The 19,218-nt window shown below is 61.0% G+C and carries 13 protein-coding genes; 3 read left to right on the forward strand and 10 right to left on the reverse strand.

The genetic code is table 11. The features are described 5' to 3' along the window. The first annotated feature begins 168 nt into the window (after window positions 1-168). Window positions 169-1,290 (forward strand): efflux RND transporter periplasmic adaptor subunit, encoded by a 1,122-nt coding sequence (locus tag RE428_RS01360; RefSeq protein ID WP_004579340.1) that lies wholly within the window; start codon window positions 169-171, stop codon window positions 1,288-1,290. Beyond that, the gene (locus RE428_RS01365) at window positions 1,290-4,454 is read left to right on the forward strand and encodes an efflux RND transporter permease subunit (RefSeq protein WP_004579339.1); all 3,165 of its coding nucleotides are present in this window, start codon (window positions 1,290-1,292) and stop codon (window positions 4,452-4,454) included. The genes RE428_RS01360 and RE428_RS01365 overlap by 1 nt, the downstream gene beginning before the upstream one ends. Before the next feature lie 5 nt (window positions 4,455-4,459). Here the strand turns inward: RE428_RS01365 and RE428_RS01370 are convergent, their stop codons facing one another. The 9 genes from RE428_RS01370 to RE428_RS01410 all read right to left on the reverse strand — a co-directional run bounded on the left by RE428_RS01370 (window position 4,460) and on the right by RE428_RS01410 (window position 15,085). Beyond that, complete coding sequence (locus RE428_RS01370; RefSeq protein ID WP_004579338.1) at window positions 4,460-4,768, reverse strand: hypothetical protein; 309 nt, start codon at window positions 4,766-4,768, stop codon at window positions 4,460-4,462. 177 nt (window positions 4,769-4,945) lie between these two features. Continuing rightward, window positions 4,946-5,311, reverse strand: coding sequence for a nitrite reductase small subunit NirD (gene nirD / locus RE428_RS01375; protein ID WP_004579337.1), 366 nt, complete (start codon window positions 5,309-5,311; stop codon window positions 4,946-4,948). Between the two features lie 59 nt (window positions 5,312-5,370). Next, on the reverse strand, window positions 5,371-7,890 hold the full coding sequence (gene nirB / locus RE428_RS01380) for a nitrite reductase large subunit NirB (protein ID WP_004579336.1): 2,520 nt from the start codon (window positions 7,888-7,890) through the stop codon (window positions 5,371-5,373). Window positions 7,891-7,915: 25 nt separating this feature from the next. After that, a complete protein-coding gene (locus RE428_RS01385) occupies window positions 7,916-9,124 on the reverse strand; it encodes an NAD(P)/FAD-dependent oxidoreductase (protein WP_004579335.1) in 1,209 nt (402 codons plus the stop codon). Between the two features lie 316 nt (window positions 9,125-9,440). Further along, window positions 9,441-10,388, reverse strand: coding sequence for an ABC transporter ATP-binding protein (locus RE428_RS01390; protein ID WP_004579334.1), 948 nt, complete (start codon window positions 10,386-10,388; stop codon window positions 9,441-9,443). A 26-nt stretch (window positions 10,389-10,414) separates the two neighbouring features. Further along, window positions 10,415-11,392: an ABC transporter permease gene (locus RE428_RS01395; RefSeq protein WP_004579333.1), complete on the reverse strand. Its 978-nt coding sequence runs from the start codon at window positions 11,390-11,392 to the stop codon at window positions 10,415-10,417. A 21-nt stretch (window positions 11,393-11,413) separates the two neighbouring features. Further along, entirely contained in the window at window positions 11,414-12,781 is a 1,368-nt protein-coding gene (locus RE428_RS01400; RefSeq protein WP_004579332.1) for a CmpA/NrtA family ABC transporter substrate-binding protein, read from the reverse strand. Between the two features lie 485 nt (window positions 12,782-13,266). Next, window positions 13,267-14,439 (reverse strand): ABC transporter substrate-binding protein, encoded by a 1,173-nt coding sequence (locus RE428_RS01405; protein WP_004579331.1) that lies wholly within the window; start codon window positions 14,437-14,439, stop codon window positions 13,267-13,269. A 28-nt stretch (window positions 14,440-14,467) separates the two neighbouring features. Further along, the gene (locus RE428_RS01410) at window positions 14,468-15,085 is read right to left on the reverse strand and encodes an ANTAR domain-containing response regulator (protein ID WP_004579330.1); all 618 of its coding nucleotides are present in this window, start codon (window positions 15,083-15,085) and stop codon (window positions 14,468-14,470) included. Between the two features lie 402 nt (window positions 15,086-15,487). On the opposite strand from RE428_RS01410, the gene RE428_RS01415 reads away from it, so the two are divergent. Continuing rightward, window positions 15,488-18,148, forward strand: a complete 2,661-nt coding sequence (locus RE428_RS01415) for a nitrate reductase (protein WP_004579329.1) — start codon at window positions 15,488-15,490, stop codon at window positions 18,146-18,148. Between the two features lie 16 nt (window positions 18,149-18,164). On the opposite strand, the gene RE428_RS01420 is transcribed toward RE428_RS01415, so the two are convergent. Next, window positions 18,165-18,866, reverse strand: a complete 702-nt coding sequence (locus tag RE428_RS01420) for a hypothetical protein (RefSeq protein WP_004579328.1) — start codon at window positions 18,864-18,866, stop codon at window positions 18,165-18,167. Between the last annotated feature and the right edge of the window lie 352 nt (window positions 18,867-19,218).

Below are 19,218 nucleotides of genomic sequence, written 5' to 3' on the forward strand. Positions count from 1 at the left end.
TTGCGGCCGCTCACGGTGTCTTATCCATAGATTTTCGTTATCACTCCTGTCTTGCATCTTCACCCGTGAACTCATGATCGGTTAGTCCGGTCTGTCATTATGTGCGTAAACGATATAAATCTTGCCTTGATTCCACTTTGACCGACGACAATGAACCAAGGAGAGGCCGTGCAGTCCAATGGGAGGATATCCACACTGCTTACGGTGCTGCTTCTCGTCGCAAGCTTTAACTGCCGGGCGCAGGACTATCCCGGCGTACAACTGGCCGACGTAAAGCGCACCACCATCATCGATGAAGTCCGCCTCAACGGGACCGTCAATGCCTTGCGCAGCTCCAACCTGTCGACGGCTGTTGCCGGCCTGGTCGAGACCATCCATGTCGATGCGGGGGACCGGGTGGACCCGGGCGAGGAACTGATCCATCTCGACGACGAACTGGAACGTCATGCCCTCGAGAGCGCCCAGGCAGAAACCCGGGCCGCGCGGGAACGGCTGCAGGATGCCGAGCGTCGTCTGCGCGAGGCCCGTTCGGTCGGCGCCGGGCGCAACATTGCGGAGACGGAGGTGCTTTCCCGCGAGAGCGAAGTGGCCACCACCCGGGCGGAAGTGGCGCGCCTTGAGGCCCAGCAGGCACGGCAGGCGTCCCTGGTTGCAAGGCACAGCCTGAAGGCGCCTTTCGCCGGGGTCATCAGCGCCCGCAATAGCGATCTCGGTGAATGGGTGGAACCGGGCGACGCCTTGCTCATGCTGGTGGATACCGACCATCTGCGCCTGGATTTCCAGGTACCCCAGGACTACTTCGCCCTGCTCGACGAACAGACCGAGCTGCTGGTTGGCCGCCGCACCACGGCCGAAAAAGCCGACCTGCAAACGGCCGAGGATGACCCCTACGCCCAACAGGTCAGCGCGACCATCGACAAGGCCCTCCCGGTCAGCGATCCCCAGGTCCGTACGTTCCTGCTGCGCGCCCATGTACCGGACCAGATCAAACTCCTGCCTGGCATGGCGGTAACGGCAGTACTACGGGTCAATACCGGCGAGGAAGGCCTGACCGTGCCGCGGGATGCCATCAATCGCTACCCCCAGGGTCGTACGACGGTCTGGATTGCGGAGCCGGCGGGGGATGAGGTTTTCGACGTTCGCGAACAGCGTGTGGACATCGGTATCGGCTTTGCTGACCGCGTGGTGGTTCGCGGCGGCCTGACCGGTGACGAACGGGTCGTATCCCGGGGTAACGAAGCGCTCAGCGGCGGCATGAAAGTTACCCTGTCGGAACGGGAGGCTGACTGATGTTCGCCGGCGTCATCCGCCACGGGACCCTGGTCACGGTCGTCGCGCTCATTATCGCGGTACTCGGGATCGCCGCAGCGATGCAGATCCCCGTGCAGATGATCCCCGATCTGGAAGTCCGCACGATCACTGTGGAAACCAGCTGGCCCGGCGCCACACCACAGGATATCGAAAAGGAGATCCTGATCGAGCAGGAGCGCTTCCTGCGTAACGTGCCCAACCTGAGCAGGATGGAGTCCACCGCCGAGACCGGGTCGGCGGAAATCGAGTTGGAGTTTCCTTTCGGCGTCGATATTACCGAAACCCTGATTGAGGTGAACAACGCCCTGAGCCAGGTGGCCGACTACCCGGAAAACGTGGACGAGCCGCGTATCGTGGCCACATCGTTTTCCGCCAATGCCTTCATGTATTTCCGGGTGTCGCCCCTGCCCGGCAATCCACGGCAGCTGGACATGGACCTGATGCAGGACTTCATCGAGGAGCGCGTCCGGCCCCGTATGGAGAGCGTGCCCGGTGTGTCCGAAGTCAGTGTCGGTGGCGGTGCCCAGCGCCAGATGCAGATCATCGTCGACGAACAGCGCCTCAACCAGCGTGGACTGAGCCTGGTGGACCTGCGCGATGCCATCACCGCGCGCAACCGCGATATTTCCGGTGGAGAGCTTGAAGCCGGCAAGCGGCGTTACCTGCTGCGTACGGTCGGGCGTTTCGACGACATAAACTCGCTGCAACAGCTCGTCGTTGCCCGCCAGGGCGATGCCGTGGTGCGCCTGGGCGAAGTGGCCACGGTCAGGCAGGACCACTCCCGGCTGCGTGAGCTCTCCTTCGTCAACGGACGCAAGGTGATCGGCCTGCAGGTGCGGCGCGAGACCGGATCCAACGTCATCCGCATCAAGCACGCGATGATGGATCAGGTGGCGACGATCAACCGGGAGGTGCTCGAGCCCGAAGGCATGGTACTGGAACTGACCGCGGACGATGCGCGCTACGTGGAAGCCTCGGTTGCCAATGTCTGGACCAACCTGGGCATCGGTGCGGTATTCGCCACCCTGGTGATGTACCTGTTCCTGCGTTCGGCGCGGGCGACTTTTGTCGGTGTGATGGGTGTCCCCCTGTGTGCGATCGTGGCGTTCCTCGGACTGCTGATCACCGGTCGCACGATCAACGTCATTTCGCTGGCCGGTGTTGCATTCGCCATCGGCATGACCGTCGACAACAGTATCGTGGTGCTGGAGAACATCGAGCGCCATCGCCGCCTGGGACTGGACCGGTTCGAATCGGCACTCAAGGGGGTGATGGAGGTCTGGCCGGCGGTGCTGGCGTCCACCATGACCACCATCCTGGTGTTCCTGCCGATCGTGTTTATCGAGGAAGAAGCCGGTCAGCTATACTCGGACGTGGCCATTGCCATTTCCTCGGCCATCGTTGCCTCCATGCTGGTGGCGGTGACGCTTATTCCCACCTTGTCTGCTCGACTCGAATTCTCGAAAACCGGTCTGGGCGGCGAGGGGGCCAGGCGCAGCCGTTGGTCGGAGACGATCATGGGGATGGTACGCTGGCTGATTGCAGGCCCAACACGCCGTGCCATGACGATTGGCGGAACCTTCCTGGCCAGTTTCCTGATCATCTACTTCCTGACGCCGCCGGCCGAATACCTGCCGGAAGGCGAGGAACCCAAGACCTTTGCCTCCATGAACGCACCGCCCGGCTACAACCTGTCGGAAATGAACAGGATCGCCCAACAGGTGGAAGACTATTTCATGCCCCACGTGGGCGCGGACGGTTCCGCGTATGCTGCGGGCGAGACGCCGGTGCCACCGATGGCTTACCTGAACATGCAGGTGACGACCAGCTCGATCCGAATCATCACCGAGTCGATCAATCCCAGCCAGATCGAGCCGTTGATGGATGCGATTACCCGTTTCTACGAACAGTTTCCCGGTATGCGGGCGTTCGCCGCCAAGGGGTCGATCATCTCCAGTAACGATGCAGGCACCCGCAGCATCACGCTCGACATTTCCGGTCCGGAACTGGCACCGGTCTATAACGCCGCCAATGCCGCCTATGGCAGAGCCCAGGAGATCTTCGACCAACCCCGTATCCAGAGTCAGCCGTCCACACTGACCCTGGCCCAGCCGCTGATCCAGATCCTTCCGGACTGGGATCGTGTTGCCGAACTGGGTCTGGACGCCGAGGCTGTGGGCTTCTCGGTAGCAGCCCTGACTGATGGGACCTACGTGGATGACTTCTTTCTCGATGACGACAAGATCGACATCTATCTCTACGGTGACGAGGGCGGTAATCCCTCGCTGGCGGCGCTTCCAGACACGCTTATACACACGCCAGAGGGAGCTACCCTACCCTTGACAAGCATCGCGCAGATCGAAGAGACCGTGGATACGAGCACCGTAAGGCGGGTGGATGGGCGTCGAACCGTGACCCTGAGCGTCATCCCACCGGAGAGCGTAGCCCTGGAAACAGGGGTGCAGCGGGTTCGCACCGAATTGCTTGATCACATGCGCCAGAACGGCGAACTGCCGGCTTCGGTCAGTGTCGATATCTCCGGAGCCAGCGACCAGCTCAACGCCACCCAGGACGCGCTGAGTGGCAACTTCATCATCGCCATCGTTATTGTCTACCTGTTGCTGGTGGCGATTTTCGCCCACTGGGGCTATCCGCTGCTGATCATGACCACGATTCCCCTGGGCATCGCCGGCGGTATTGTCGGCCTGGCGCTGATGAACCTGGTGGGTGGCCTGTTGCCTCTGATCGGCCTGCAGCCGTTGAGTCAGCCGTTCGATATGATCACCATGCTGGGTTTCCTGATCCTGATGGGGACGGTGGTGAACAATCCGATCCTGGTGGTGGACCAGGCGCGTCAGAACCTGAGACAAAAGGGCGTAACCGCAGTGCAGGCGGTGGGTGAGGCGGTGGAAACCCGCCTGCGGCCTATCGCCATGACCACGCTCACCACGGTCTGCGGACTGTCACCGTTGGTGTTCCTGCCCGGTGAAGGCACCGAACTCTACCGGGGCGTTGGCGCGATTGTCTTGTTTGGCCTTATGGGCGCGGCCACCGTGACGGTGACGTTCCTGCCGGCGCTGACGGTTTTTGTATTGGGGTGGACGAACAGGAACCGGAGCGGCGTGGACGCCGCTCCGGCGTGACATTGCTATGTGTTATGAACCGCTACAAACATGAAATCCGTCTGGGTAGGCGTGGTCTCTGCACCCCAGGCGGAACAGGTAAAGCTATTTTCATCCAGGGAAGAAACGATGACATCCACACCCGCCGACATTGACGTCGCGACGACGTGCAGGTCGCGCTCAGGGTCTGACAAGCCGAGGTTGTGCGTGATCTTATAGATTTCCGTCTGACCCATCTTGGAAACCGTCCAGCCGGAAATGTCAGCGAGTGGCGCCGGCGAGTCGAATCCATCGCCGGCATTGACCTTGGCAGAGTAGAGGGTTTTCTGTGGCATAACGAACGTCCCTTTAAGTTGTCATTGGCATTAAGCGCGGCTCCAGCATCCAAGCCGCGCTTCCATCCTAACGGCTGTCATGGGAGTTCACTACGGAAACAAAAATGGCATGCTGATAGGCTCGGTCGTCGATAGACCGATCAGGTGCTCCGAAAGTGAGACACCGTCCGGCCGGCTTCAGGCAGCACAGCCCTCTTTAGCCGTCACCGGCACAGCCAGCTCCAGCATCTCGCCATTCAGGCGGACATCATAGACGGGTACTTTGACGGCTTCGTCTTCCTGGCACTGCCCACTGGTCAGGCTGTAGTGCTGTTTGTACAGCGGTGACGCCACCACCAGTTCGCCCTTCAGGTCGCCGACAATGCCGCGGGCCAGGACGTTGGCCTTGCCCAGCGGACAATAGTGACCAATGGCGTAGAGCTCTGGTTTCTCGCCGGGCAGGTAGAAAACGGCGACGGGCCCGTCCGGCGTCCAGACCGCGATGCCGGATTCGGGGATCAGATCCTCGCGTTTACCGACTTGCATCCATTTTGTCTCAGACATGGTCGTTATCCTCGCGTGCTTGATTGGGGGGACGGGCCTGGCCCTGAACCTAATTAAGGTCAGACCATCTCCACCTTGATTTCATTAGCCGGACGGCGCTGGTCGCGTTCTGTGGTCCAGTGCTGCACCGGGTCCTTTTTCTCCGGTGCGTTGACGAATTCGCGGAAGCGTTTGCGTTTTTCCGGGTCTTCCACTGTGGTTTTCCATTCACACTGATAGGTGCCAACGATGTCCTGCATGTGGGCCTCGAGTTCCTCGCCGAGCCCCAGGCTGTCTTCCAGGATCACCTCCTTGAGGTAGTCCAGGCCGCCGTCGAGGTTTTCCAGCCAGACGCTGGTACGCTGCAGGCGATCGGCCGTGCGCACATAGAACATCAGGACCCGGTCGATGGTGCTGACCAGCTCTTCGTCCGACAGGTCGGTGGCGAACAGGTCCGCGTGGCGCGGACGCATGCCGCCATTACCGCAGACATAGAGATTCCAGCCGTTCTCGGTCGCGATCACGCCGATGTCCTTGCTCTGGGCTTCGGCGCACTCGCGGGTACAGCCGGATACCGCGAATTTGAGCTTATGGGGCGAGCGCAAGCCCTTGTAGCGCTCCTCGAGGCGGATTGCCATGCCCACACTGTCCTGCACGCCGTAGCGGCACCACGTGCTGCCAACGCAGGATTTCACGGTGCGCACCGATTTGCCGTAGGCATGACCGGTCTCGAAGCCGGCGGCGATCAGTTTTTCCCAGATCTCCGGTAACTCGCTCAGGGTCGCACCGAACAGGTCGACCCGCTGGCCGCCGGTGATCTTGGTGTAGAGGTTGTATTCCTTGGCTACTTCACCCAGCACGATCAGTTTTTCGGGAGTGATCTCGCCGCCCGGGATACGCGGCACGATGGAGTAGGTGCCGTTCTTCTGCATGTTGGCCATGAAGGTGTCGTTGGTGTCCTGCAGCGGCACATGCTCCTTGGCCATGATGTGCTCGTTCCAGCAGGTGGCCAGGATAGAGGCGACCGCCGGTTTGCAGATATCGCAGCCGCGACCTTTACCGTGTTGCTCGATCAGCGAATGGAAGGTGCGGATGCCATTCACCTTCACCAGGTGGAACAGCTCCTGGCGGCTGTAGGGGAAGTGCTCGCAGATGTCTTTGCTGACTTCCACGCCGCGTTTTCCCAGCTCCACATCCACCACGCTCTTGAGCAGCGCCGCGCAACCCCCGCAGCCAGTGCTGGCCTTGGTTTCGCCTTTCACAGCACCGAGATCGCTGCAGCCGGCATCGATGGCATTGCAGATGTCGCCCTTGCTGACGTTGTGGCAGGAGCAGATCGAGGCCGTCTCCGGCAGGGCATCCGGACCCAGGGCCGGGGCGCCACCTTCGGACTCCGGCAGTATCAGCGTTTCCGGATGCTTGGGCAGGTCGATGCCGTTCAGCGCATACTGCAGCAGCGTATCATAGGGTCCGTTGTCGCCGACCAGGATCGCGCCCAGCAGCTTCTTGCCGTCCTCGCTGATCACCAGGCGGCCGTAGGTGCCGGCCTGTTCGTCGTTGAAACGGATATTGCGGGCGCCCGGCGTCGACGCATGGGCATCGCCGATCGAGCCCACGTCCACGCCCAGCAACTTGAGCTTGGTGCTCATATCGGCGCCGGCGAACGAGGCTTCGCTATCCTGGTTCAGACGTGCGGCCAGGGTGCGGGCCATGGTGTAGCCCGGGGCCACCAGGCCGAAGATCCGGTTGTCCCACAGGGCGCATTCGCCGATGGCGAAAATCTGGGGATCGGAGGTGGTGCATTGGTCATCGATGATGATGCCGCCGCGCTCGCCGATCTCCAGACCGCTGGCGCGGGCCAGGGTATCCTGGGGACGAATACCGGCGGAAAAGACGATCAGGTCTGTCTCCAGGTGGGAATCGTCTGCGAAGTTCATGCGCAGGCGTGCTTCTTCGCCAGGCACGATGGCCTTGGTAGCCTTCTCGGTGTGTACCTTGACGCCCAGCTCTTCGATCTTGCGCTTGAGCAGGGCGCCGCCGTCGGCGTCCAACTGGACCGGCATCAGGCGCGGGGCGAATTCCACCACATGGGCTTCCAGGCCCAGACTCTTCAGCGCATTGGCCGCTTCCAGACCCAACAGGCCGCCGCCGACCACCACGCCTGTCTTGACGCCTTCTGCGCTGGCACGAATCGAGTCGAGATCCGCCAGGGTGCGGTAGACCAGGCAGTGTTCCTGGTCGTTGCCCTCGATGGGCGGCACGAACGGGTAGGAACCGGTAGCCAACACCACAGCGTCGTACTCGTATTCGCCCTTGGGCGTGTGCACCCGGCGCAGGTCGCGGTCGATGGCGGTGACCTGTTCGTCCAGGTGCAGATGCAGGTTCTTGGCTGCATAGTCCTCGGCGGTGCCGAGGGCAAGGTCTGTATGGGTGGAGCCCCCGAAATACTCGGACAGATGCACCCGGTCATAGGCGATCAGGGGCTCTTCGCCAAACACGTGGATGTCGTAGTCGGCCGCCGCGGGCGTATCCGCAAACTGTTCGAGAAAGTGATGGCCAACCATGCCATTCCCAATCACGATCAACGTTTTCTTAGCCATGGTCTGTCTCTCTCTTTCGATTCGATCAGGCGTCGCAGTAGGCGGCACCAAACGCGAGTTGTTGGCGGTGGGCTGACAGGTCCCGCTGTTGCTGGAGTTGGTCGAAGTACCAGGGGCCGTCCTGGGTCTCGCCGAACAGCACGGCGCCGGCCAGACGGTTGTCCCTGAGCAATAGATGGCAGTAACGGGCGGATTCATGGTCCTGCCAGATAACGGATTCAGTGTCCGGGCCGGGTTTAGCCTGGCCGCAGGAGAAGATCGGAATACCGCTGATCTTCAGGCGCGTGGCGACCTGTGAGGGCTCGAACGTGGCGGTCTCACCGCAAAGGGCCCGGGCCAGGACATCCGCCTGCTGGTAGCCCGGTTCCACCAGGCCGAAGGTCTGTTCGCCGAGCTGGCAGCATTCGCCCAGGGCGTAAATGTTGGGCAGGCTGGTCCTGAGTTGGCGATCCACCTGGATGCCGCGCTTGCAAGCAATGCCAGCGTCGCGGGCAAGGTCGGCGTTGGGGGTGATGCCGGCAGCGAGTACCACCAGGTCGGTGCTAATCAGGGTCTCATCCGACAACTCGACCGCACGGACCCGACGCTGACCGACGATGCCGCGCGGCGTCTCGCCGGTAATGCTGTGAATGCCCCGGGCCTCCAGCGCCTCCTCGAGAAGTCTGCCGGCGGTGGCATCCAGTTGGCGATTGAGCAGGTGCGAACTGCGGTGAATGACCGTGACCGTCATGCCCTGCTGACGCAATCCTTCGGCCGCCTCCAATCCCAGAAAACCGCCGCCGATGACTACAGCCCGTCGATGCAGTTGGCTCATCGCCAGCAGTTTTTCGGTGTCCCGTACATCGCGGAAGGTGAAGACGCCGTCCAGATCCTCACCGGCGAGTTTCAGGGGGGCCGGGCGTGCGCCAGTGGCAATCACCAGATCGTCGTAGCTGAAGTCTTGCCCGCGCGCTGAGACGATCCGCCGTTGCGGGTCTACGGCGGTAACCGGCGTTTCGGCGTGCAGGCGAATGTTTTGGGCATCGAACCAGCCTCGCGGCTGCAGCGTGATGGCGTCTAGGCTGGCTTCCCCGGCCAACACGGACGACAGCAACACGCGGTTGTAGGCCGGCACAGCCTCCGCGCTCAGCACTTCGATCCGTGTGTAGGGATGGTCGTCACGGGCCACCAGTCGCTCCAACAGGCGCTGGGCAACCATGCCGTGTCCAACCACCAGTAATGTCCGCTCTCGCATGCCTTGCCTCTTGGTTCGCAAACGCCTTGGCGTTGTAAAAACCAGCTGCGTTGCAAAAAGTCGTGTCGCAGGAACAAAAAAAGCCGGAGCATCTATCCCGTAATGGGAGCGATGGTCCGGCATCAGTGCCAACAACGATGTTTGATGGTCCGATCAGTCCGTGATCGGGCAAGTCGTCCTGTCTATACCTTTGCGATAACCGTGCCAGTCATGAATACCCTTTTAAATCAGCGATATGGCGAAATAGTGCAAAAAATACCGAGTGGGAAATCGCCCATCCGTGGTTCGTGACGGGGGTAAAACGCACTAAAAGTGTTCAGCTGTGCTCGACACTGGCGACGGCTTTTCCGGTTTTTGCGGACGGGGCGGCCACAACCTTCGCAGACGATTCTTCGCTCGGCTGCAGCGTTCCAGTTGACGTCTCCGCCGCGGGTTTCGGTGCAGCGGCCTTCGACTTGTCGGCATTCTTTTCCTTGCCGGGGAAGCGCTGCTTCTCGTAGAGGAAACGCAACACGGCCTGGCGGTAATGCACGTAGGCATCGTCGTCCGCCAGGGTGACCCGGTTGCGGGGACGCGGCAGTTCGATGTTCAGCTCCTCGCCAATCGTCGCGGCGGGACCGTTGGTCATCATTACGATGCGATCGGACAGCAATACGGCCTCATCTACATCGTGGGTGATCATGATTACGGTGCTGTTCAGGTCCTGCTGGATCTCCATCAGCGCGTCCTGCAAGTGAGCCCGGGTCAGGGCATCCAGCGCGCCGAATGGCTCATCCATTAAAAGCACGCTGGGTCGCATGGATAACGCCCGGGCGATGCCGACTCGCTGGGCCATACCGCCGGAAATTTCCCCGGGGCGCTTGTCCCTGGCGTGGGCCATGTTCACCAGTTCCAGGTTGTGGATGATCCAGTCCCTGCGTTCGGCTTTGGACATGGTCTTACGGAAGACCTGGCGTACCGCCAGTTCGACGTTTTCATAGACCGTCAGCCAGGGCATCAGCGCGTGGTTTTGAAACACCACAGCCCGTTCCGGCCCGGGCGTATTGACCTCATGGCCATCCAGGACACAGCCGCCCCGGGAGGCTTGTAGCAACCCGGCGACTATATTCAGCACCGTGGACTTGCCGCAGCCGGAGTGTCCGATCAGTGAAACGAATTCACCCTTGCGGATTTTCAGGTTGATCGTATCCAGCGCCTGGAACGGCCCCTGCGGGGTATCGAACGCCATGCTGACGCCGGTAAGCTCGAGATGTGCTTTGGTCATAATCGTTCTCCTCGCGTCGGTGCGCGTTATTCATCCCAGGCGACTTTCTTCTGGATCACCAGCATGACCCGGTCGAGCACGTAGCCGATGAAGCCGATGGTCAGTACGGCCACCATGATTCGACTCAGTGAGTCGCTGCTCCCGTTCTGGAACTCATCCCAGACGAACTTGCCGAGGCCCGGGTTCTGCGCCAGCATCTCTGCGGCGATCAGCACCATCCAGGCGATGCCCAGCGACACCCGCAGACCGGTAAAGATCATCGGCACCGCTGCCGGCAGCACCACCTTGCGTGCGTGGGTCCAGAAAGGCAGGCGCAGCACCCGCGACACGTTGACCAGGTCCGGATTCACCTGCGCCACGCCGGTGCTGGTATTGATCAGCGTGGGCCAGAGGCTGCACAGGGTGACGGTGATCATCGAGGTGATGAAGGCCTTCTCGAACATCGGGTCGTCGCTGACGTAGGTGGCGGACACCACCATGGTGACCAGTGGCAACCAGGCCAGGGGCGAAACCGGTTTGAAGATCTGGATGATCGGGTTGGCCGCGGCGGAGAAGTAGCGGTTCAGTCCGATCAGGATTCCCAGCGGTACGGCGATCAGCGTCGCCAGTGCAAAACCGGCGAGTACCGTGACCAGACTGGTTCCGATCTGGTCGAAGAACGTCGGGGCGCCCGGATAGGGCCGAATCTTCGTCTCGGCATCCGGATTTTCCGCCAGGATGCGGGCATTGCGCGTTTCCTGCATTTCTATGAACTTGGCCGCGCGATCCTGTTCGTTCTGGTGCTCCTGCCAGAGCGCGCCCGCTTGCTCCCAGACATTGGCCGGGGTCGGGAAATTACCCAGCGACGTGTTGATCTGTGGAGCAATTAGCTGCCAGGCGACCAGAAACAGGGCAATCCCCAGCACCGGCAGCGTCACGGATTGAAGTAGGGCCTTGCCCGTCACATCCGGATAGCGGCGCCGGATTAACTGTAAGAGCGGGTTCGAGGTGGTGAGCGTGCTCATGTCGGTTCTCCCGAGGCCCTGTTACAGGGTCTCCTTGCCTTTGAGTCCAATCTCGAAACTGTCGATATAGGCGTTCGGCTGCTTGGGATCGAAAGCAACGCCGTCGATCAGCTCGCCCTGATGGGGGCGGGTGAAGTTCTCTGCATCAAAGTCAGGAAAAGCACTTGCAGGAAGGGTGCCGTCTGCAATCAGTGACTTTGCGGCTTTCTCGTAGATATCGGCGCGATAGACCTGCTTGGCGATGTCCATGTACCAGTCGTCCGGCTTGGGCTCGGCGATCTGTCCCCAACGGCGCATCTGCGACAGGTACCAGATCGCGTCAGATGGGTAGGGATAGGTGGCGAAGTAGCGAAAGAAGACGTTGAAGTCCGGCACCTGGCGCACGTCGCCCTTTTCATACTCGAAGGTGCCGGTCATGGAGTTGGCGATCACTTCCTCGTCGGCGCCCACGTAATTGGGACGGGCCAGGATCTTCACCGCTTCCTCGCGGTTTGCATTGTTGTTCTCGTCCAGCCAGTGGGCGGCGCGAATGAGTGCCCGCAGCAAATGCAGGTGGGTATTGGGATTCTTTTCAGCCCAGGACTGCGTGACGCCGAATACCTTCTCCGGGTTGTTCGGCCAGATTTCGAAGTCGGTGATCACCGGCACGCCGATCCCCTTGAAAACTGCCTGCTGGTTCCAGGGTTCGCCGACGCAGTAACCCTGGATGGTATCGGCCTCCAGCGTGGCCGGCATTTGCGGCGGAGGCGTGACGGACAGTTGCACATCCGCCTGTAGGGTGCCGCTGGTATCGCCCTTGTGCGGCGCATAGTAGCCGGGGTTGAGGCCGCCGGCGGCAAGCCAGTAGCGCAGCTCGTAGTTATGGGTGGACACGGGGAACACCATGCCCATCTTGAACGGCTGGCCGGTATCGCGCTGGGCTTCCACGACGGGTTTCAGAGCCGCTGCACTGATGGGATGCTCGGGTTGGCCGTCGCCATTCTGTGGGATGTATTCTTCCATCTGTTCCCAAACGTCGTTGGACACCGTAATCCCGTTGCCGTTGAGGTCCATGCTGAATGCGGTGATCACATCGGCCTGAGTGCCGTAACCTATAGTGGCTCCCAGCGGCTGGCCAGCGAGCATGTGCGCGCCGTCGAGTTCACCGGTGATAACCCGGTCAAGCAGCACTTTCCAGTTGGCTTGGGCTTCAAGCTCTACGAACAGCCCCTCGTCCATAAAGAAGCCCTGCTCCCACGCGACGGCCAGCGGGGCCATGTCGGTCAGTTTGATGAAACCGATCCTCAGATCCGGCTGTTCGGGTGGCCCAATCTCCTCCGCGCCGGCAGTCGCGGTCTGGAACAGGCCAAGCGCTACTACCAGTGTTGCGGTCAGGGTACGGCTAGCCATGCGTCTCTCCTTGGTTTGAGTCGTTCATTTTTTTCAGGCCAAAAAAAAGCGCCCGTCCCCGGGGAAAACCGGGAACAGGCGCCAATGCCTGCAGATCGTATCGTCTGGGTAAAACTGTCCGGCGTCCGCCAAAGGGCGAGCGCCTCAGTACGCGTAATCGTCTCTAGGAATAAAGCAGGAGGTGTGCCAATTAAAATAAAACAATGAAAACATGATGTTATGTTTTTGGTGAGGGCTTCGGTTCTAAAGAGCGAGAGTCTTTATGGGTCAGTTGTCTAAAAAATGCACCACGGCCGGGCGAGGAAAGCGAAAGTATTGCGGAGAATGGAGGCGTTGAAACATAGGTCGGATTAGCAAAGCGTAATCCGACATGGAGTTCAGAGGTTAAAGAGAGTTTGAATTTATCAGAAGGGTTGTTGAGTTACGCTGTGCTTTTACGCCCTTGGGTGAACCCAACCTACATTTGTTGCCTCAGGGAACTCCGATCAACCCGGCCAATGATGAATATGCTCACCCAACAGGCTGTCACCCGAGATATTCACCGGGCCATCCCCACCTTCGAGCACATAAGGTAACCGGTGGTGACCTTCAGTCTTGGCGTCGATGCGAGGCGCATCGATACCCATCGAGCGTGCAGCCTTGCGGAACAGGGCAGGCTTCACGATACCGCGGATGTCCGCGGCTGAGGGTTCATCCAGTTGCCCCCAACGGGCCAGTCGCGTGGCCAGCCAATGCGCCTGGGAGAGCCAGGGGAAATTCGCGCTATCCCGGAAGAAGTGCTGGTGAAGCCGCGGGTGGAACAGCGAGAAGGGGTGTCCATCCAAGGCCTTGACCTGATTGCCGAGATACCGCTCGTCAGAAAGGATATCCCGCAGCGCCGCATGATGTTCCGGATTATCCAGCCACTGGCAGGCACGCAGTAAAACGCGAATCAGGCGCTGGTGGATTTCGGTATGTTGGTCGGCCCAGTCCTTGCGCATCCCCAACACCTTCTCCGGCGAGTTCTGCCAGATCTGGTGGCCAGCATGAAGGATGACCCCCAGGTCCTGCCACTCCAGCAGGCTGTTCCAGGGCTCGCCCACACAGCAGCCTTCGATGGCGCCGGCGCGGAAGGCATCCTCCATCTGCACTGGAGACACAGGGACAATCTGCAAGTGGTTGCGTGCGTCAGGTCCCGCGGCTGCGACCCAGTCGCGGAGTTGCAGGTCATGGCTCGACCAGGGGGCCACCGACGCTAGCTGGATTGGTGAGCCGCGGCGCTGGGCGACTTCCACCAGCGCTTTTGCAGAGGCCAGCGGATCATTGGGATCGGCGCCGCACTCCACCAGTTTCGGGTAGAGTGACGACGACACCGTGATGCCGTTGCCGTTACGGCTTAGCACCATGCCCATGGTGATCGGCGTGCGGGGGCGGTCCGTGGCCAGGGACATGGCCATGGGCATGGGCGCCAGCATATGGGCGCCGTCGAGCAGACCGAAGGAAATCTTATCGCGCAGCGATGCCCAGGAGGCTTCGCGAACCAGCTCCACATCCAGGCCTTCGCGAAAGAACAGGCCCAATTCGCGGGCAATAATCAGGGGCGCGCTGTCCAGCAGTGGCACGAAGCCCAACCGGACGGTGAAACCCTTATGCCTGCGAAGCGGTATCGGGTCAGTCATGGTCTGGGATGGTCCTCGCTGAGGTCAGTCAGGATGCGCGTCTTATTTTTTCGGCGTCTTTATCGCCGAACATGGCGATGACACGCTCAGCGATCTGGCCGATGCGCTGGCTGTGGTCCATGGCCGCTTTCTGGAGTACCCGGTAGGCCTCATCCTCGTTGCAGCCTTCGCGTTTCATGATCAGGCCCTTGGCGCGGTCGATCAGCTTACGCTCTTCCAGGGCGGTGCGTGTCTGCTCCAGCTCCGTACGCAGCGACTGGAACATCTCGAAACGGGCCACCGCAGTGTCGATAATGCCGCGCACCCGCTTAGGCTGGATGCCATCCACCACATAGGCGCTGACACCCGCGCGCACGGCCGCCTGGATGGTGTTGCGATCACTCTGCTCCTGGGCAAAGAACACGATCGGGCGTGGCGCGTGAGCATTCAGCGTGCTCATGTTCTCCAGCGTATCCCGGTCCGGCAGGTCCATATCGATGATGATCATGTCCGGTTCGTCCCGCGCGACGGCGGCGGTCAGGCCGGTAGCATCTGGACGCTGGCTAATGACTTCATGGCCTTCTTCGACCAGAGCCTTACGCACAACCGCAGCACGATCGGCGTCGTTGTCGATTAACAGGATTCTTAGGGGTTGGAAATCAATCATGGCAACGTCCTCGGTGTTTCTACCGAAGGCAAAAGCAAAAACTTGACCACTCCGCGCTGCCGTCGGCTAACTGGCTGATTCGATGACTTTTTGAATTATATGGCAGTGTCCACTCATGCATCGTGAAGGCCGTAAAACTGCTCAGTCGTGGTTCAAAAATGGGCGCGATGCACTGTTTTGGCGTAGCGGGCGTTGGCCCACGGCCCTGTTTCCGCGGACTTACGGCTGGCCTTTATATTGCTTTATCCAATGGACGGTACATCTAAGGAACCGGCAACGAAGCCCGATCTCCCCTCGCCGACTACGGTCTGCGCTCTGGAGTTCGGGCTTTTTTTATGGCATCTGCCGGGTCAGACGGTTTCACCCCGGGCATTGTCCGGGACGAGGACGAGAGAGGCACGTGTGAACGACAAGCCCAATAAGGTGTGCAAGACAACCTGCCCCTACTGTGGCGTGGGCTGCGGTGTCGAGGCCCGCGACGGGGCGCCGGTACTTGGCGACAGGCAGCATCCGGCAAATTTCGGTCGCCTTTGTGTCAAAGGCTCAAGCCTGCATGAGACGCTCGGCGAGACCGGGCGCTTGCTCTACCCGAAGATCAACCGCCAGCGGGTGGCGTGGTCGCAGGCGATAAGCGCTGTTGCCGACGCTGTCCGCGCCTCCATCGCACGGTATGGTACTGATTCCGTCGCCTTCTACCTGTCCGGCCAACTGCTGACCGAGGACTACTACGTCGCCAACAAGTTGGCCAAAGGCTTTCTGGGAACGCCACATGTCGATACCAATTCGCGGCTTTGTATGTCCTCGGCGGTGGCCGCGCATAAACGGGCATTCGGTGCCGACGTGGTGCCGGGGTGTTATGAGGACCTGGAACTGGCGGATCTGCTGGTGCTGGTCGGCAGCAATGCTGCGTGGAATCATCCGATCCTTTATCAGCGCATGAAGGACGCCGCACGGGACGGACGCAAGGTGGTGGTGATCGATCCACGTCAGACCGCAACCAGCGAGCTGGCGGATATTCACTTGAGCCTAAAGCCAGGCTCCGACGCACTGCTGTTCAACGGATTGCTGAGCTGGTTGGCCTCGCATGACGCGCTGGACCAGGACTACATCGAACGCCATTGTTCCGGTTTCCAGGGCGCGCTCGAAGCTGCGGGCGCCTCGGCGCCGTCGCTTGAGGCCGTCGCCGAGGGCTGCGATTTAGCGGTGGCGGACGTCGAGCGATTCTTTCGCTGGTTTGCCGAAACCGCCCGCACGGTTACGGTTTTTTCCCAGGGGGTGAATCAGTCGAGTTCGGGTACCGACAAGGGTAATGCCATCATTAACTGTCACCTGGCGACGGGCCGGGTGGGTAAACCGGGCGCCTCACCCTTTTCCATCACCGGTCAGCCCAACGCCATGGGCGGACGTGAGGTAGGCGGCCTGGCCAACACGCTCGCGGCGCACATGAATTATGAAACCCCCGGCGATGCCGAGCGCGTCGCCCATTTCTGGGACTCGCCGGGTTTGGCCAATGGCCCGGGATACAAGGCGGTGGACCTGTTCGATGCGGTGCATCGGGGGCAGATCAAGGTGCTTTGGATAATGGCGACCAATCCGGCGGTGAGTCTGCCGAATAATGCCAGAGTGCGCGAAGCCCTTGCGCGCTGCCCGACCGTGATCGTCTCCGACTGCACTGCGGATACGGACACCGCGGCCTATGCGGACATCCTGTTACCGGCCGCCGGCTGGGGCGAGAAGGACGGTACCGTGACCAATTCCGAGCGTCGGATTTCCCGGCAGAGACGTTTCCTGCCGCTGGCCGGCGAGGCGCGTCCCGACTGGTGGATCATGAGTAGTGTCGCCCGCGAATTGGGTTATGGCGACGCTTTCGATTATAACTGTCCGGCGGATATTTTTCGTGAACATGCGCGCTTGTCTGCCTTCGAGAACACCGCCCGGCCATTCGATCTGGGTGGCTTGAGCGGGCTTAGCAACGACCAATACGAGTCTTTGGAACCGATTCAGTGGCCGGTCAACGACCGGTTCCCCTCTGGCCGCACACGCATCTTCGATGACGGTCAGTTCGCCACCACTGATGGTCGTGCGGGTTTTGTTGCGATACAGCCGCAAGCGCCGGTGACAAAAGCGGACACCGACTATCCTATGATCGTTAACAGCGGCCGCATCCGCGACCAGTGGCACACCATGACCCGCACGGGCCGTGCTGCCCGGTTGTGGCAGCACCGGGCGGAGCCATTTATCGACGTGCATCCGAACGACCTGGAAAAACGGGGACTGAATGCCGGGCAGTTGGGACGCCTGCAGGGGCCGGCGGGTGAGTTTATCGGGCGGATCCAGGCGGTGACGGAACAGCGCGAAGGCGAAGTGTTTATCCCGATTCACTGGAACCAGCAGTTTTCCGCCCAGGCCCTGGCATCCGATCTGATGGCAGCGGTCGTGGACCCGGTCTCCGGCCAGCCGGAATCCAAACACGGCGTGGCCCGTCTGGAAGCCTTCGAGGCCCGCTGGGAGGCTCGTCTTTTGTGCCGGCCAGGGCATACCGGACTCTGGCAGGCCGATCAGTGGTCCAAGGTTCCGTTGGACGGCTGTGAGAGCTGGTGGCTGGCGGGTAAAGACGAGGCGGACTGGTCGGACTGGGCCGCGCGCTGGTTGGGTGGAACACCCCAGCTGGAGATGTCCGACGCAGCGGCCGGTCGTTATCGTGCGGCCCGGTTCCACCAGGGCCGTTTGCTCGCCGTGTTGATTGCCGAGCCGGCCGGCGGCTCGTTGCCCGATCTTGCCTGGCTGGCCCAGTGCTTTACCCGCGACGAACTGACCGCCGGCGAGCGCCGCGCCATCCTGGCCGGTCGGGATGCGGAACAACCGGATATTGGACCGGTCGTTTGCAGTTGTTTCCAGGTGGGAGAGAAACAGATCGATGCCGCGATCCGTGACGGCGCCGACTCAGTCGATGCTCTGGGTGCGGCGATGAAATGCGGGACCAACTGCGGCTCGTGCGTGCCTGAACTAAAGAAGCGAGTGGAACAGGCGCGCATCGACGACCTCGAAGCCGCCGGAAAGTGATGGTTGGTGTCGTGTATCAGCGATGACTCATTAAGGACACCGGAACCCGATAACGGGCGCCCCGCCAACGGCCGGTGCCCTGGACGGTACAGGTGCGACGATTGATGCGAACGATCTCGCCCTCCCGCTGGTGCCGATCACGGCCGAAGCGCACCGCGTCTCCCACAGAAAAAGCCTGCAATTGTTCGCTGACATCATTGAGGTTCATGGTGGCCTGGGGCAGTTCGATACCTGACCGTGCACTCCGCTCCATCAGGAAATACCTCACCGCGGCCGCGCCGCCGCTTTCGTGCAGCTCATCGAGAATCGTGTAGAACGCCGCATTGTGCACGGAGCCATAGCGGCGCTGGCCGCTGATGCTCTGCAGCAAATGGGCGAACTCATGGCAGCAGGTATGGGCCAGCAGGTTGGCGGTGGACACGTCCCCGTCGAAATAGCCCTTGTGCTGTATTTCCCGGGTCGACAACCAGCCCTGGCTGCTCTGCGCCGAAAACTTGGCTTCCACCATACGCTGACCGAAGGTAATGAGGTGCTGGTGGGTGTTGGGGTCGAACCGGTGATACGTTGCCTGTCCCGAGCCGATCCGACATTTCAGTTCGCTGCGGGCCGAGCGCTGCCTGACCCACTCCCGTGCCGGCCCCCAGAGAATTGCCTCGGTGGCGTTACACATCAGGCGCGTGGTGTGGCGAATGATCTCTGGCGAGGGACTGCTGGCCATGCCGGGTTCGGACTCCTCTATGGTTTCGAAAGAATAATGGGGCGTCTGCGCCTGCGCTGCAACCTGACGGTTGAGACTGCAGGTGCCCCTGGGGATTCGGGCTAGTGATTTGCAGGATCAGCCAAGAATTCGTGTTGTGCCGGACCTAATCCCTGACTAGCTTTAGGTAATCAAGGAGTCGGCAAAAGATTCCAAAACGATAAGAAGGTCTGATGAGAGTCCTTTCCTGGCTGCATTTCCAATCGTGGCCTATCACACCAGCGCGCCCCACCGGCCCGCACACAACGGCGTTGTGATGCGATCCCTCGTGCGCGAGCGGTTTTCGCTCGCCCTGCATGATGTCCGGCTTTCC

The organism is Marinobacter nanhaiticus D15-8W (assembly GCF_036511935.1).
GTDB classification, from domain to species: Bacteria; Pseudomonadota; Gammaproteobacteria; order Pseudomonadales; family Oleiphilaceae; genus Marinobacter_A; species Marinobacter_A nanhaiticus.

Bases quoted from the DNA above. Each gene is read 5' to 3' on its own strand.
- RE428_RS01395 (WP_004579333.1), bottom strand. From the start codon at position 11,392: ATGAGCACGCTCACCACCTCGAACCCGCTCTTACAGTTAATCCGGCGC.
- RE428_RS01390 (WP_004579334.1), bottom strand. From the start codon at position 10,388: ATGACCAAAGCACATCTCGAGCTTACCGGCGTCAGCATGGCGTTCGAT.
- RE428_RS01400 (WP_004579332.1), bottom strand. From the start codon at position 12,781: ATGGCTAGCCGTACCCTGACCGCAACACTGGTAGTAGCGCTTGGCCTG.
- RE428_RS01405 (WP_004579331.1), bottom strand. From the start codon at position 14,439: ATGACTGACCCGATACCGCTTCGCAGGCATAAGGGTTTCACCGTCCGG.
- RE428_RS01365 (WP_004579339.1), top strand. From the start codon at position 1,290: ATGTTCGCCGGCGTCATCCGCCACGGGACCCTGGTCACGGTCGTCGCG.
- RE428_RS01385 (WP_004579335.1), bottom strand. From the start codon at position 9,124: ATGCGAGAGCGGACATTACTGGTGGTTGGACACGGCATGGTTGCCCAG.
- RE428_RS01420 (WP_004579328.1), bottom strand. From the start codon at position 18,866: ATGGCCAGCAGTCCCTCGCCAGAGATCATTCGCCACACCACGCGCCTG.
- nirD (WP_004579337.1), bottom strand. From the start codon at position 5,311: ATGTCTGAGACAAAATGGATGCAAGTCGGTAAACGCGAGGATCTGATC.
- nirB (WP_004579336.1), bottom strand. From the start codon at position 7,890: ATGGCTAAGAAAACGTTGATCGTGATTGGGAATGGCATGGTTGGCCAT.
- RE428_RS01410 (WP_004579330.1), bottom strand. From the start codon at position 15,085: ATGATTGATTTCCAACCCCTAAGAATCCTGTTAATCGACAACGACGCC.
- RE428_RS01370 (WP_004579338.1), bottom strand. From the start codon at position 4,768: ATGCCACAGAAAACCCTCTACTCTGCCAAGGTCAATGCCGGCGATGGA.